The 13,531-nt window shown below is 39.6% G+C and carries 11 protein-coding genes, 1 pseudogene and 1 other annotated feature (1 of these 13 running past the window's edge); of the genes and pseudogenes, 3 read left to right on the forward strand and 9 right to left on the reverse strand.

Going from position 1 to position 13,531, the window contains the following annotated elements:
* The 6 genes from purQ to ACSYTE_RS05325 form a co-directional block, all read right to left on the reverse strand.
* On the reverse strand, positions 1 to 666 hold the full coding sequence (purQ, locus tag ACSYTE_RS05300) for a phosphoribosylformylglycinamidine synthase subunit PurQ (protein ID WP_491716419.1): 666 nt from the start codon (positions 664 to 666) through the stop codon (positions 1 to 3).
* Between the two features lie 6 nt (positions 667 to 672).
* Complete coding sequence (purS, locus tag ACSYTE_RS05305; protein ID WP_491716420.1) at positions 673 to 921, reverse strand: phosphoribosylformylglycinamidine synthase subunit PurS; 249 nt, start codon at positions 919 to 921, stop codon at positions 673 to 675.
* 13 nt (positions 922 to 934) lie between these two features.
* The gene (gene purC, locus ACSYTE_RS05310; protein WP_491716421.1) at positions 935 to 1,642 is read right to left on the reverse strand and encodes a phosphoribosylaminoimidazolesuccinocarboxamide synthase; all 708 of its coding nucleotides are present in this window, start codon (positions 1,640 to 1,642) and stop codon (positions 935 to 937) included.
* 13 nt (positions 1,643 to 1,655) lie between these two features.
* Positions 1,656 to 2,777, reverse strand: coding sequence for a 5-(carboxyamino)imidazole ribonucleotide synthase (gene purK / locus ACSYTE_RS05315; RefSeq protein ID WP_491716422.1), 1,122 nt, complete (start codon positions 2,775 to 2,777; stop codon positions 1,656 to 1,658).
* Positions 2,761 to 3,246 (reverse strand): 5-(carboxyamino)imidazole ribonucleotide mutase, encoded by a 486-nt coding sequence (gene purE / locus ACSYTE_RS05320; RefSeq protein ID WP_491717302.1) that lies wholly within the window; start codon positions 3,244 to 3,246, stop codon positions 2,761 to 2,763. The genes purK and purE overlap by 17 nt, the downstream gene beginning before the upstream one ends.
* A 163-nt stretch (positions 3,247 to 3,409) precedes the next feature.
* Positions 3,410 to 5,269, reverse strand: a complete 1,860-nt coding sequence (locus ACSYTE_RS05325; RefSeq protein WP_491716423.1) for a S53 family peptidase — start codon at positions 5,267 to 5,269, stop codon at positions 3,410 to 3,412.
* 314 nt (positions 5,270 to 5,583) lie between these two features.
* On the opposite strand from ACSYTE_RS05325, the pseudogene mscL reads away from it, so the two are divergent.
* Together mscL and ACSYTE_RS05335 are read left to right on the forward strand one after the other, a co-directional pair.
* Positions 5,584 to 5,934: pseudogene (gene mscL, locus ACSYTE_RS05330) on the forward strand (large conductance mechanosensitive channel protein MscL); the annotation flags it as partial.
* Between the two features lie 185 nt (positions 5,935 to 6,119).
* Complete coding sequence (locus ACSYTE_RS05335) at positions 6,120 to 6,755, forward strand: deoxynucleoside kinase (protein ID WP_491717303.1); 636 nt, start codon at positions 6,120 to 6,122, stop codon at positions 6,753 to 6,755.
* 67 nt (positions 6,756 to 6,822) lie between these two features.
* Here the strand turns inward: ACSYTE_RS05335 and pepV are convergent, their stop codons facing one another.
* Complete coding sequence (gene pepV / locus ACSYTE_RS05340; RefSeq protein WP_491716424.1) at positions 6,823 to 8,229, reverse strand: dipeptidase PepV; 1,407 nt, start codon at positions 8,227 to 8,229, stop codon at positions 6,823 to 6,825.
* Between the two features lie 115 nt (positions 8,230 to 8,344).
* On the opposite strand from pepV, the gene ACSYTE_RS05345 reads away from it, so the two are divergent.
* Complete coding sequence (locus ACSYTE_RS05345) at positions 8,345 to 9,172, forward strand: NAD(P)H-hydrate dehydratase (protein WP_491716425.1); 828 nt, start codon at positions 8,345 to 8,347, stop codon at positions 9,170 to 9,172.
* Positions 9,173 to 9,208: 36 nt separating this feature from the next.
* Here the strand turns inward: ACSYTE_RS05345 and ACSYTE_RS05350 are convergent, their stop codons facing one another.
* A complete protein-coding gene (locus tag ACSYTE_RS05350; protein ID WP_491716426.1) occupies positions 9,209 to 10,885 on the reverse strand; it encodes a putative polysaccharide biosynthesis protein in 1,677 nt (558 codons plus the stop codon).
* Between the two features lie 162 nt (positions 10,886 to 11,047).
* Entirely contained in the window at positions 11,048 to 13,468 is a 2,421-nt protein-coding gene (gene leuS, locus ACSYTE_RS05355) for a leucine--tRNA ligase (protein WP_491716427.1), read from the reverse strand.
* Between the two features lie 51 nt (positions 13,469 to 13,519).
* Positions 13,520 to 13,531: a binding site (T-box leader), on the reverse strand; it runs 205 nt beyond the window's last position.

Below are 13,531 nucleotides of genomic sequence, written 5' to 3' on the forward strand. Positions count from 1 at the left end.
TTAGCTCCTCACTTGATTTAAGATTGATTGGAATAAAGTTAGGCCGTCGGTCCCACCTAAGATGGCTTCAACCGCTCTTTCAGGATGGGGCATCATTCCCAAAACGTTCCCTGCTTTGTTGGTAATTCCAGCAATGTTTTCGTAACTGCCGTTCGGATTATCTTCGTAAGTAAAGACAATTTGATGGTTATCCTTTAATTCTTGTAACGTTGCATCATCACAGTAGTAATTTCCTTCCCCATGGGCGATGGGAATGTTAATGACTTGATTTGGTTGATAGCCGTTCGTGAACATCGTGTTGGGGTTGACCACCTTCAAAGGGGCCCAATCAGAAATAAATTCCATGCTAACGTTATTTTGCAGTGACCCTGGTAATAACCCAGCTTCAACTAAGATTTGAAATCCATTGCAGACCCCAAGGACTGGCTTACCAGCATCTGCTAATTTCTTGACCGCTGGCATAACGGGTGCAAAACGAGCAATCGCACCACTTCTTAAGTAGTCACCATAAGAAAAGCCACCAGGAATCATTACGCCATCGTATTGATCCAAATTAGTTTCATCTGATCTGACCATGTCAACATCTTCACCAAGCGCATCTTTAATTGCGTAATACATATCCCAATCACAGTTAGAACCGGGAAAACTAATTACAGCGAATTTCATTGGTCTCTATCCTTCCTCTACTTCATAACGGTAGGTTTCCATGTTTTGGTTCACTAACAAATCTTTACAAATTGATTCGATCGTTTTAACCGCAGCATCCTTACTATCAGCCTTGATCTTTACTTCAAAGAACTTTCCTTGTGAAATGGATTCGATTGAAGTGTAATCCAAACGGTGTAAAGCATTCTTAACAGCTTCACCTTGTGGATCTAGAATTGATGGTTTGTGCGTAACATAGATTTTAGCTAAATACATTTTAAAAATCCCCCTATTGTAGCGCTGCTTGTAATTTTGATAGAATTTCGCGATAACCAGTCATCATGTCACCAGTTTGCTTTCTGAACACATCCTTATCTAGGGATTGCTTTGTGTCAGCATCTAAAAGACGACATGAATCGGGTGAAATTTCATCAGCAAGGATAATTTGGCCGTCATCAGTGATCCCAAATTCAACTTTAAAGTCAACTAGGATGATGTTCATTGATTCAAATAGTTGCTTCATTAACTGGTTAACCTTTAAGGCGGTCTCACGCATCGTTACCAATTGGTCTTCACTCGCAATATCAAGTGCTTCGGCATCAGAATCGTTAACCAATGGATCGTGGAGTTCGTCGCTCTTAAAGAAGTATTCTACGACTGGCTTCTTTAGGGCTTGTAAATACTTAGTTCCAAACCGTTTTTGGAAATGCCCTGAAGCAAGGTTTCTAATTACCACTTCTAGTGGAATCATGTGAACGCTCTTGTTCAATTGATCAGTGGCGTCCAATTGTTTCACGAAGTGGGTCGCAACGCCCTTGGAATTCAAGTAGCCAAAAATCAAACTCGAAATTTGGTTATTGACTGCTCCCTTATCTTCGATCAATTCATTTCTTTCCCCATCACCTGCAGTGGTGTGGTTAGTGTAGTGAACGCGTAATACTTTCGGATCGTCTGTAGTGTATAATTCTTTGGTTTTTCCTGAAGCAACTAATGCCATTTGAATGCACTCCTTATTTAAATTGGTTAACTTGTGCTAATAAATCGTCGAATGAATCCCCGATTACGGTGATGTGGCCCATCTTGCGACCTGGTCTAATTTCAGCCTTCCCATAATCATGGAAGTGCCATGCGGGGTTCGTTGGTAAACCTTCGCGCGCTTTTGTAAGGTTATCACCTAATAAATTGACCATCACTGCTTTGTGGTCTTGGGTAATTGTGGGAATTTCGAGTCCACAAATACTTCTGATGTGGGCCTCAAATTGTGAAACATTGCAGGCCTCGATCGAATAATGGCCTGAATTGTGGGGACGTGGTGCCAATTCGTTGACCAATAGTCGTCCATCAGCCATTAAGAAAAATTCAATCCCTAATACCCCAACGAGTGCTAAGCCATCGGCAATTTTAGTTGCAATTTGACTGGCTTGTTCGTGCACTTCTGAATCGACGCGCGCTGGAACGATACTGGTATGAAGGATGTGGTGTTTGTGGATATTTTCACTCAATGGGAATGGAATGATCTTGCCACTAGCATCCCTTGTGACCATGATTGAAACTTCCTTTACAAATGGTTGTTTCTTTTCAAAGATCCATTCACGATCGTTCAACTGGCTAAGCGCTTTTTCAACATCTGATTGATCATTGATGTCGATTTGGTCATGGCCATCATAACCACCCTCACAGGTCTTGAGAATGCCCGGAAAACCAATCGTCGCAACCGCTTGTTTTAGATCATCAGCCGTGTTGACAGCGGCAAATTCAGTCACTGGAACGCCATTATCCTTTAAGAAATTCTTTTCATGCAGCCGATGACTAGTAATCGTTAGTTCATCAATTGCTTGGGGGACATCAGTTAAGTTCGTCACTTTTGAAAGGGCTTTTTGATCAACGTTTTCAAATTCATAGGTTAAAACGTCTGATTTTTGAGCCAATTCTTCGAGTGCGGCTTGATCATCATAATCAGCCACGACTTGAAAGTCAGAAACTTGGGCTGCAGGTGCCCCTGGGGTTGGATCTAAGATGCCCACTTTATATCCCATTGACTTAGCGGCTAGTGCCATCATTTGGCCTAATTGGCCACCCCCTAAGATTCCAATGGTGGCTGGTGGCAAAATAGTCTTAATTGAGTTGGTCATTACTCTTGATAGCCTCCTCGGTTTGTTCATTTCTGAACTGAACTAGTTTTTGATTTACATCTTGATTGTGTAATGCAATGATCTGAGCAGCTAAGATTGCTGCGTTCTTAGCACCAGCATTACCAATCGCAACGGTCGCAACTGGAACTCCAGATGGCATTTGAACCATTGATAACAATGAATCCATCCCGTTCAAAGCCTTGGTCTGAACTGGGATTCCAATCACTGGAAGCGTAGTATTAGCAGCCATCATCCCAGGGAGATGGGCAGCACCGCCAGCAGCAGCAATAATCAACTGATAATGTTCGTCTTTTGCTTTAGAGCCAAATTCCTGTAATTGTTCTGGCATCCGATGAGCAGAAATGACGTGCTTATCACAACTAACTCCTAATCTATCAAGCATTTCAGCAGTTTGCTTTACTACTGGCCAATCTGAGATTGATCCCATTACGAGTGCAACTTCCATCAAAAAGTCTCCTTTATTAATTTGGTACTTTAATGATACCAATTGAATGGAAATCCGTCAACAAAAACACGAACAATTAGAAATAAAGATCATCTTAAAGTTCGGTTTACTGTAAAAAGGCTGTAAAAATATTGTAAAAAAATAACGCCCATCATGGGCGTTATTCTTATTTTTGATTGCTAAAGGCAGTATTTAATTTACCAAAGTCAACCGTTCCTAATCCAGTTGCTTGGTTATATAATTTACCAGGTTGTCCCGTATAGTAAAGATTATTATTATTAGTCGCGCTATCTAACGGGGTAAATGGTGAGTTAGAAGCCGCTGCAAACCGATAAATTTGCGGATTCCAAAAGCCCATTCTTTTCCCCTGCGCACTGTTGATAACAGCAGCCATCCCTGCAATTTGGGGACTGACCACGCTAGTGCCACCTGTAACGAACCATTTTCCATTATGATAAGAAGAATAGCCTGTATTTGGATCAGCATTGGCAGAAATATCAGGAAGGTTCCGTCCTTCACGAGTTCCAATGATCGTTTGGGGATTATTTAAGCGGTTCAAATAGCCCTTACTATATTCCCAAATTTGACTCGCCCGAAATGTTCCAACCCCACTAAAGCCAGATTGGTAATCAGGGACAGAATTGAGTGTACTAAAGCCCCCACCACCACCTGAAAAGTAACTTGTTATCCACTTGGCAGGGTTCTTAGTAGGTGTTAACGTTGGTTGATTATCAAATTTAGGATATAGAAAGTCATTACTCCATGCTCGTTCTTGAGCAACAGTATATTTCTTTCCATTAATAGTGTAGTTTCTTGGTAACGTTGTTCCACCAACTGCAGTTACATATGGTGAGTTAGCTGGTGTATCAACCGTTAACTTCGGGTACCGATTCTCACCCATCCCATCATAAGCACCGTTATCACCAGAAGAAGCAAATACGCTAATCCCTTGAACCGCAGCTTGTTGGAATAATAAATTCATAATTTGATTATAGTTAGCTGGTAGTAGCCCACTTTTAATCTGACTTTTAACCTGGTTTTCACTTTGTCCCCAACTAACCGATAGGGTGCTGACCACATTTTTGGAAATCGCAGTTGCAAATGAATTGATCATTCCAGTTGCGGATGGATTGCTTACGTAAACATTAATATTGGCTTTAGGAGCAACTGCACCAGCTTGCTCAACATCCATTGCTGTTTCATCCTCACCATTATAGGAACTCTTCCCAATTTGATAGGTTTTAATTCGGTTCGCCTTGGCAGGAATTCCTTCTGAGTCCCAAAACTTATTTGCATCGCTAGCATGGAACTTCGCAAATGAAATAATTCCGATGGTTTGCCCTGCGCCAACGTGGTTATTCTTATAAAGCGCTCCCGCATTATAGGTATCCATAAATTTTTGAGGCGCTCCCTGATAAGTATTAATTTTGCTTTGTTGACTAGATAGTTTTGCAGTGATTGTTTTTTCAGGATTAGTATAAGTATTATTATTCAATCCAAATATGCCTAACGTCTTGTTGTTAATATTGTTAGGTAACTTATACTTATGATTAGTTTTTTGATAACTATCCCCAGTTACCTTAATATTATTTAGCTTAACTTTGAATGCCTTTTCAACATTCTTAGTTTTACCGGTAATCTTAACGTTTAAGTTCCCAGAATACACGGTCGTCTTAAGATGATACTTTTTAAAATACTTAGTAATAACGTTAATCGTCCCACTAGACTGACCATATGTTTTAGCAAACTGTTTGGGGGTTAAGTACTTACGGTAATTATCGTTACCCGGCGTAACAGTGCGATCGATATAATTACTCAGTTGATTTTCAGAGCGTGGTTTTAAAATTAAGTTAATCGTTTGGCTTTGATTACCATTAACGGCTGTTACCACTTTTTTAGTTGTAACTTTTTTAGCGTAAACACTAGTTTCTAAAACTGAAAAAGTCGTTACACTAAAAGTAGCGATTACTCCGAATCGCATGAACGACTTTAAAATTTGTGAATATTTATCTTTAATTTTAATCATTCCTCATCTTCAGATTTATGTTGCTGTTTTATTTTTTGTTTAGTTTTGATAATAATTACTGAAGTTAAAGTAATCTGTAACAAAATACAAACAATTACCCACGTTGTAATGATTTGAAATTCGCTAATGTTTAAATTCATCGTGATTACAAAAGTAGTAATTACCACTATCAATATGAAAACAATTAGCCAAATATAATCCTTTTTATTCAATAAACCACCATTTCTACATTTTATTATAAGATTTACAAATTATCTGTTAGAATATAAATATATTATATAATATCTAGCTATGCTAAACAAAGGAGAGTCATTATGCTTAAAGATTTTAAAGCTTTTATTGCTAGAGGAAATGTAATTGATTTAGCCGTCGGGGTCATTATTGGATCTGCATTCACTGCTATCGTTAAGTCCCTTACTTCTGACTTGATCAATCCATTAATTGGAATTTTCTTAGGAAAAATTGATCTATCCGGAATCGTGTTCACAGTGGGCAAAGCCCACTTTAAGCTAGGTTCTTTTATTAACTCCATCATTAACTTCTTAATTATCGCATTTGTAGTTTTCATAATTGTTAAAGTCGTTAATAAACTTGTTAAACGCGATACTAGTACTAAGATCAGTACTACCGATCAATTATTAACTGATATTAAGGGGTTAATTCAAACGAATGGTCAAAACCCAAATGGAGATTCTAATGCTGACTCTGCTAGTAATGCTTCAAGCAGTGCTGCTGATTCATCATCAGCAACTAGTCAAAACTCTAGCAAATAGCCCATTAAAAATGGCATTTAACTAATTAAATTGGTTAAGTGCCTTCTATTTTATGTTGTTAAGTAAAGGAAGGTTAAATTTTGATAATTACTTCTGGAATGATCGGCGTTGGTAAAACGACCCTGACCGGTAAACTTGCTAAGCACTTCAATAGCCGCCCTTATTATGAACCTGTAGGTGACAACCCCGTATTACCATTATACTATCGTGATCCAAAGCGATATGGTTTTCTACTACAAATTTTCTTTTTGAACAAACGTTTTAAGATGATCAAAAGGGCATTAAAACAAAATCACAATGTTTTAGACCGTTCAATGTATGAAGACGCCCTGTTTACAAAACAGAATAATATCGATGGTAATATCTCAGATACTGAGCTTGCGGTCTATAATGAACTATTAATGAACATGCGCAGTGATCTTTCTTCGATTCCCAGTCCCCATCAAGACCTCATGGTATATGCTTATGCTGATTTTGACACGATTCTTAATCGGATCAAAAAAAGAGGGCGTGAATATGAACAATTTGATAAGAACCCCGAATTAAAGAATTATTATTATCGATTATGGGAAACATACCAAAATTGGTTTATTGAATATGATGAAAGTCCTAAGATTAAAATCGACCTTCAAAAATATGACTTATCAAATCCAAGTAATCTGCCCATTGTATTAAAACAAATTGATGCTGCCGTTCTAAAATTTAATGTTTAAAAATTAAAATCCGTCTAAAGTTGAATTCACCATGAATTTAACCTTAGACGGATTTTTGATTTAGTTATTATTCATTCAGTTTAGCTAAAGCACTACCATAAATCGCCATTGCTAACATTAAATCATCAATTGGCTGAAATTCATTAGCTTGGTGCATCGTATTCTTAGTCCATGGGAAAAGGGCTCCGAAAGCGACCCCTCTTTCCATTAGCCGTGCAAATGATCCTCCACCAACAACGTGTGGCTTTGCTTCATCATCGCCACTTAGGTCTTTGTATACAGAGACCAATGTTTTAACGATTGGATCATCGGCTGATACATAGTGGGGACCCATATCATCTTCTTGGGTCACTTTGCCACCCTTAGCACCTGCATTTAACCCCTTCATAATATCAGCGGGTCCCATGCCCTTTGGATATCTGAAATTAGTGTTGACCATTCCACCATCCTTAATATCGAAACGCATGATTCCAATGTTCATTGTTAGATCACCCATTACATCGTCAGTTAAGTTAATCCCTAAATGGTGACCTCTGGAATCATCGTGCAGTTTATTAACAATAAATGAAATAAAGTTATTTGCATCACCCGCAAATTGGTATTGACTGAGGAACAGTGCTAAATAAGTCCCCGCATTTACACCATCGTCTGGTTCCATTCCGTGAGCAGATTTACCAATCACGTGCAATTGCAAGCCCCCATCGGTAACTTGAGAATCACCGCTAACTGGGTATGAATCCAAGAATTTAGTAAAATCATCTGAAACCTTTTCATTATTATCAGATTCCAATACTGCAAACGCATCTCTTGGGACCATATTATCACGTAATCCGGATTTAAAACTACGGAGGGTAAATTCGGTATCTTCTTCACCATTATTATTACCACTAAATGTGGTTACAAAAGTAGTGTTTCCCTTCTCACCATTAATGACTGGAAATTCAGCATCAGGAGAAAAGCCAAAGTCAGGTGCTGGTTCTAATGATAAATAGTGTTTGATTCCAGTCCAGTTACTTTCTTCATCAGTCCCAATTAAGAAGCGGATCTTAAATTTAGGTTTAATCCCAGCATCTTTTAACATCTTTAAGCCATAATAAGCTGCTAGTCCGGGGCCCTTATCATCAGAAGTCCCCCGCCCGTAAAGAACGTTATCCTTAGTCGTTAATTCAAATGGATCGGTGTTCCAACCTTCACCAGCTGGCATTACATCGGCGTGCACAATGATTCCTAGGGTCTGATCACCATCACCGTATTCAATATAACCAGCTAAGTTATCATAGTTTTTGGTTTTAAAACCATCCCGTTGCCCAATTTCTAAGTACTTAGCCAATGCAGCTGCAGGACCTGGTCCAAGTGGAAATTCATCAGTTGCGTGTTCATCATCACGTTCACTATCAATTGATACGAGTTCCTTTAAATCTTGTAAATAATCTTCTTGATAAGCCTTTGCTTTTTGTTTCCAATCAACAGTCATAAAGATTAACCTCCTAAATTTATGTAGCTATTTCAATTTTAGCATAACTTAAAATAGTTGACATGTTTAAAGCAGCTAAAATAGAATGGTATAATAAATTCAAGAGGTGGAAACAATGAAATACATTAATAAATCGATCGTCGAACAAACGATTAGAGTTAGACCTGATAATAGTTTTAAGGGTACGTACGGCCATATCACGCTAGTTGGTGGCAACGCTAATTTCGGTGGTGCGATTATTATGGCCACAATGGCCGCCGTCTATTCAGGAGCGGGATTAGTCACGACTTTGACCGATCCTATCAATCGCACCAGCATTCACTCCCAACTACCAGAAGCAATGGTGGCCGATTATCATGACTCGGCTACTTTAAAAACCTCAATAAGTGGTGCGGATGTAATCGTAATTGGGTGCGGACTTGGTACTGATGATGAAGCGTTAGCGGTTTTAAAGGCGGTTTTTGAAACCGTTAAGCCGAACCAATTTTTAGTGATTGACGGATCTGCGATCACAATGGTAGCTAACCAACACTTATCCTTGCCAGATGCCCACTTGATCTTTACTCCCCATCAAGTTGAATGGCAACGATTATCTGGAATCAAACTTGCTGATCAGTCAGATACTAATAAGAACCGCTCCGTTCGCGATCAACTAAATGCCATTGTTGTTTTAAAGTCGCATCGAACCCAAGTCTATACTAAAGACGCGGTTTATGAAAATACAGTTGGTACTCCTGCTCAAGCCACTGGTGGAATGGGTGATACGCTTGCTGGCATGGTCGGTGGTTTTGTTGCTCAATTCGCTAATAAGGAAAATGCCGTCGTTGCTGCAGTTTATGCCCATAGTGCCATTGCAGATCAACTAGCTAAAAGCCAATACGTTGTTTTACCACATCAAATTATTCATCACATTCCCCAATTTATGAAGACGTACGAAGCATAATAAAAATCCTCCTAAGCCATTAGCTTAGGGGGATTTTTATTTAATGTGTAGCGTCGTTCTTAAGCGCCCGATGCGAGCACCTAGGACTTGATCTGCGATACGCGTCTTTAAGGTTAAGTATAAATAAACAAAGCCACCCAGGCAGACAGCAAAAAGGGTCACGATTCCACTCCCCACCGTGGATTGAATATTCATAAAGTGTCCTAATGACCAGTTAAGCGCAAAAACTGATATCAAAGCAGTAACGTATGTCAAAATCGAAAACAGCAAAATTTGATTAGTTCTCTTAACCACTAGCCGATAACTAATATGAAATTGGCGCGTCAAGGAACGCAGAATTAACCAATTTGTTACTAAGAAGCCCAGCAAAGTTGATACTAACGGCCCGAAAGTTCCAAACATTGCAACTGCTGGAACCTGACAGATTAATTTGACAATGGTCCCAATGATAAAGAACTTAACCGCCAATTTATTTTGATAAATCCCCTGCATGATAGCAGAAATGACCGTGAATAAACCAAGTACGATCGAGACAATTGAATAAAACGAAAGGATATTAGCAGATAAATGACCATAACCAGTTCCGTTAAATAAACGGTTCAACGGTCCTGCAATGGCAGCCATCCCCAACGCTGATGGAATCATAATAAATTCAAATAGAATCAATCCACTAATAATTTCACGACGAATTCCGTCAGTATCATTATTAGTATAAGCTTTAGACAGCAACGGTACTACTGTAATTGCCAATGCAGAAGCTAATGAAATCGTAATCATCACTAACTTATTAGCATTTCCCGCATAAATGGCAAACAGTTTTTGTAAAACAACTTCTGGATAATTCCTAAAAATCCGCATTAAATCAAAAAAGGTAAACTGATCGATCAATTGAAAAATCAAAACGCCGGCTCCCAATATAATGAATGGAACGGCTTGGGTGATGATTTCTCGATATAGTTGAATGGTCTTAACTTCTAATTGATTGTTACTATTATCAACTAGGCGACGGTAGTAATTCCGCCGTTTAAAATAGTAATAACCTAAAACTAACAATCCCGCTACCGCACCCATAAAGGCAGCAAAAGTAGACTGAGACACAGCGGTGATCCAATCACCCTTGATCACGCCAAGATGCATAATCAATAGCGCTGTTACCAACATGTAAGCAACCCGAACTAATTGTTCCACGAATTGCGAAATTGCTGAAGGCGCCATGTCTTGATACCCTTGAAAAAAGCCCCGCGTTAAACTCATTGTAGGAATGATTAAGATTGCCCACGCTAACGCTCGCATTACCGGAATTACATTTTGATCGCCATTATCTAAAAACGGTGCTGCAAAGTATAACAATCCCGCAAAGATGACTCCGGTACTGATCGATAATAACAGCCCCCGTTTATAAAGCTTAAAGCCGATTCCATATTCATTTAAAGTATTATAATGAGCCACCTGTTTAGCAACCGCAGATGGAATCCCTGCAATGGCTGCAATCAATAACACTCCATAAACGTTATATCCCTGAACATAGAGGGCGTTCGCCTGAAAGAAGAATCCTGCAAACCAAATTCGCCATGGAATGATGTACACTGCTCCCAAGATCCTAGATAAAATACTACCAGCGGTCATCCAAGCGGAGCCCCTTAGCATTGTATCTCGCGATTCTGTATCCCCAGAAGCTAATTCCACTTCAGATTCCCTTTGACTTTCTTGCATTTTTATTTCCTACTTTCTAACCCGATTTCTTGATAAAAAATTACATAACTTGTTTATTCTAATCAAAAAAGCAAGCGATATCAATATCTATTTGCCATTTGATAATAAAGCTTAAATAAAAAAGTCCACCATTTGGCGGACTTTTAAAAAATGAAAATTATTTTAATCAGTGACGATATTAACGATTTTACCAGGAACTACAATTACCTTTTGAACCGTCTTACCATCAGTAAATTCTTTTACCTTTGGATCTGCTAAGGATTGCTTTTCAACTGAATCCTTGTCAGCATCCTTAGATGTCTTGATGTGGGCACGGACCTTCCCGTTGACTTGAACTACCATTTGCACAGTGGATTCAACTAACTTACTTTCATCATAAGTTGGCCATTCTTCGTATGCAATTGATTCATCGTTACCACACTTGCTCCATAGTTCTTCAGCAATGTGGGGAGCAATTGGTGAAAGCATCTTAATAAAGCCTTCCACATAAGCAAATGGTAAACTATCAGCCTTGTATGCTTCATTGATGAAAACCATCATTTGTGAAATTGCAACGTTAAACCGCATCTTTTCAATGTCATTAGTTACGGTTTTAACAGTTTGGTTATAAACCTTATCTAATTTACCATCATTAAAGTTCGTTACCCGATCACGGAGATGGTTATTATCATCCATGAATAACCGCCAAACACGGTTCAACCAACGATATGAACCTTGAATTCCTTCGGTACTCCAAGGTTTGGCTTCAGTCAATGGTCCCATGAACATTTCGTAAAGCCGCAGCGTATCAGCACCATATTCCTTCACGATATCATCAGGGTTAATAACATTTCCCTTGGACTTGGACATCTTTTCGTGATTGGTTCCTAGGATCATCCCTTGGTTAACTAACTTTTGGAATGGTTCCTTGGTTGGAACGACGCCGAGATCGTACAATACCTTGTGCCAGAACCGTGCATACAATAAGTGCAAGACCGCATGTTCAGCTCCACCAACGTAGAGATCAACTGGTAGCCAGTACTTTAATTTTTTAGGATCTGCTAGTTGCTTGTCGTTATGCGGATCGATGTAGCGTAAGAAGTACCATGAACTCCCAGCCCATTGTGGCATGGTGTTGGTTTCACGCTTCCCCTTCCGACCGTTTTTATCAACAACGTTGACCCAGTCAGATACATTAGCAAGTGGACTTTCACCAGTTCCAGATGGCTTTAGATCACTGACATCTGGTAGTTTCAATGGTAATTCATCTTCTGGTACTAAAGTGGTTTCACCATCTTCCCAGTGGATAACTGGAATTGGTTCTCCCCAATATCTTTGCCGTGAGAAAATCCAATCACGAAGTCGGTAGTTGACCTTCTTATGTCCAGCATCATGTTCAGTTAACCAATCAATGGCGGCCTTAATGGCGGTCTTTTTATCCATTCCATCTAAGAAGCCTGAATTAACGTGCTTTCCATCACCAGTGTATGCTTCCTTAGTGGTATCGCCACCTTCGATGACTGGCTTAATTGGTAAATCAAACTTCTTAGCGAATTCATAATCACGGTCATCATGGGCAGGAACAGCCATGATGGCACCAGTTCCGTATGATGAAAGAACGTAATCACCAATCCAAATTGGCACTTCTTCACCGTTAATTGGGTTGATTCCGTAAGCTCCAGTAAAGACCCCGCTCTTATTCTTGTTCAAATCGGTTCTTTCCAAATCGGACTTGGTTGAAACTTCCTTGCGGTATGCAGCAACGGCATCCTTTTGGTCAGGGGTGGTAATTTGATCAACTAAGTCGTGTTCTGGAGCTAAAACCATGTATGTAGCCCCAAATAAAGTATCTGGACGGGTGGTAAATACTTCTACCTTCTTGTCTTCATGGCCCTTAACCTTAAAATCAACACTCGCTCCAACGGAACGGCCGATCCAGTTACGTTGTTGTTCCTTGATGCTTTCAGGCCAATCCAAGTCGTCTAAGTCATCGATCAAGCGATCAGCATAGGCAGTAATTCGTAAGACCCATTGGCGCATTGGAACCCGATAAACAGGGAAGCCACCCCGTTCGGTCTTACCGTTGATTACTTCTTCGTTGGCAACCACGGTCCCACCCATTAAATCAGGTGCCCAGTTTACTTCGATTTCATCTTCGTAGGCTAAGCCCTTCTTATATAATTGTTCGAAAATCCATTGGGTCCACTTGTAGTACTTAGGATCCGTGGTATTCACTTCACGATGCCAATCATATGAGAAACCAAGCGATTTAATTTGTTTTTTAAAGGTTTGAATATTCTCTTCAGTAAACTTACCAGGATGGTGGCCAGTCTTCATTGCGTATTGTTCAGCAGGGAGCCCAAATGCATCCCACCCCATTGGATGTAAGACGTTCTTACCCTGCATCCGCTTCATCCGCGCCATAATATCGGTAGCGGTGTATCCTTCTGGATGACCGACATGTAGTCCTTTTCCAGATGGATAAGGGAACATATCCAAAACGTAGTATTTTTCTTTATCATAATCATCACTGGTTGCAAAAGTATCATGCTTATCCCAGTAGCGTTGCCATTTCTTTTCAATATCTGTGTGATCGTAAGGCATTTATATTCCTCCCTTTTCTTAAACAACAAAAAAGCCCCATAGAAAAAAATTCTATAGGACGAT

It is taken from the genome of Nicoliella sp. ESL1120 (assembly GCF_058508515.1).

What these genes read in the sequence shown, in the direction of transcription:
- leuS (WP_491716427.1), bottom strand. Translation starts at nt 13,468, where the DNA reads ATGCCTTACGATCACACAGATATTGAAAAGAAATGGCAACGCTACTGG.
- purQ (WP_491716419.1), bottom strand. Translation starts at nt 666, where the DNA reads ATGAAATTCGCTGTAATTAGTTTTCCCGGTTCTAACTGTGATTGGGAT.
- ACSYTE_RS05350 (WP_491716426.1), bottom strand. Translation starts at nt 10,885, where the DNA reads ATGCAAGAAAGTCAAAGGGAATCTGAAGTGGAATTAGCTTCTGGGGAT.
- purC (WP_491716421.1), bottom strand. Translation starts at nt 1,642, where the DNA reads ATGGCATTAGTTGCTTCAGGAAAAACCAAAGAATTATACACTACAGAC.
- pepV (WP_491716424.1), bottom strand. Translation starts at nt 8,229, where the DNA reads ATGACTGTTGATTGGAAACAAAAAGCAAAGGCTTATCAAGAAGATTAT.
- purK (WP_491716422.1), bottom strand. Translation starts at nt 2,777, where the DNA reads ATGACCAACTCAATTAAGACTATTTTGCCACCAGCCACCATTGGAATC.
- purS (WP_491716420.1), bottom strand. Translation starts at nt 921, where the DNA reads ATGTATTTAGCTAAAATCTATGTTACGCACAAACCATCAATTCTAGAT.
- ACSYTE_RS05345 (WP_491716425.1), top strand. Translation starts at nt 8,345, where the DNA reads ATGAAATACATTAATAAATCGATCGTCGAACAAACGATTAGAGTTAGA.
- ACSYTE_RS05325 (WP_491716423.1), bottom strand. Translation starts at nt 5,269, where the DNA reads ATGATTAAAATTAAAGATAAATATTCACAAATTTTAAAGTCGTTCATG.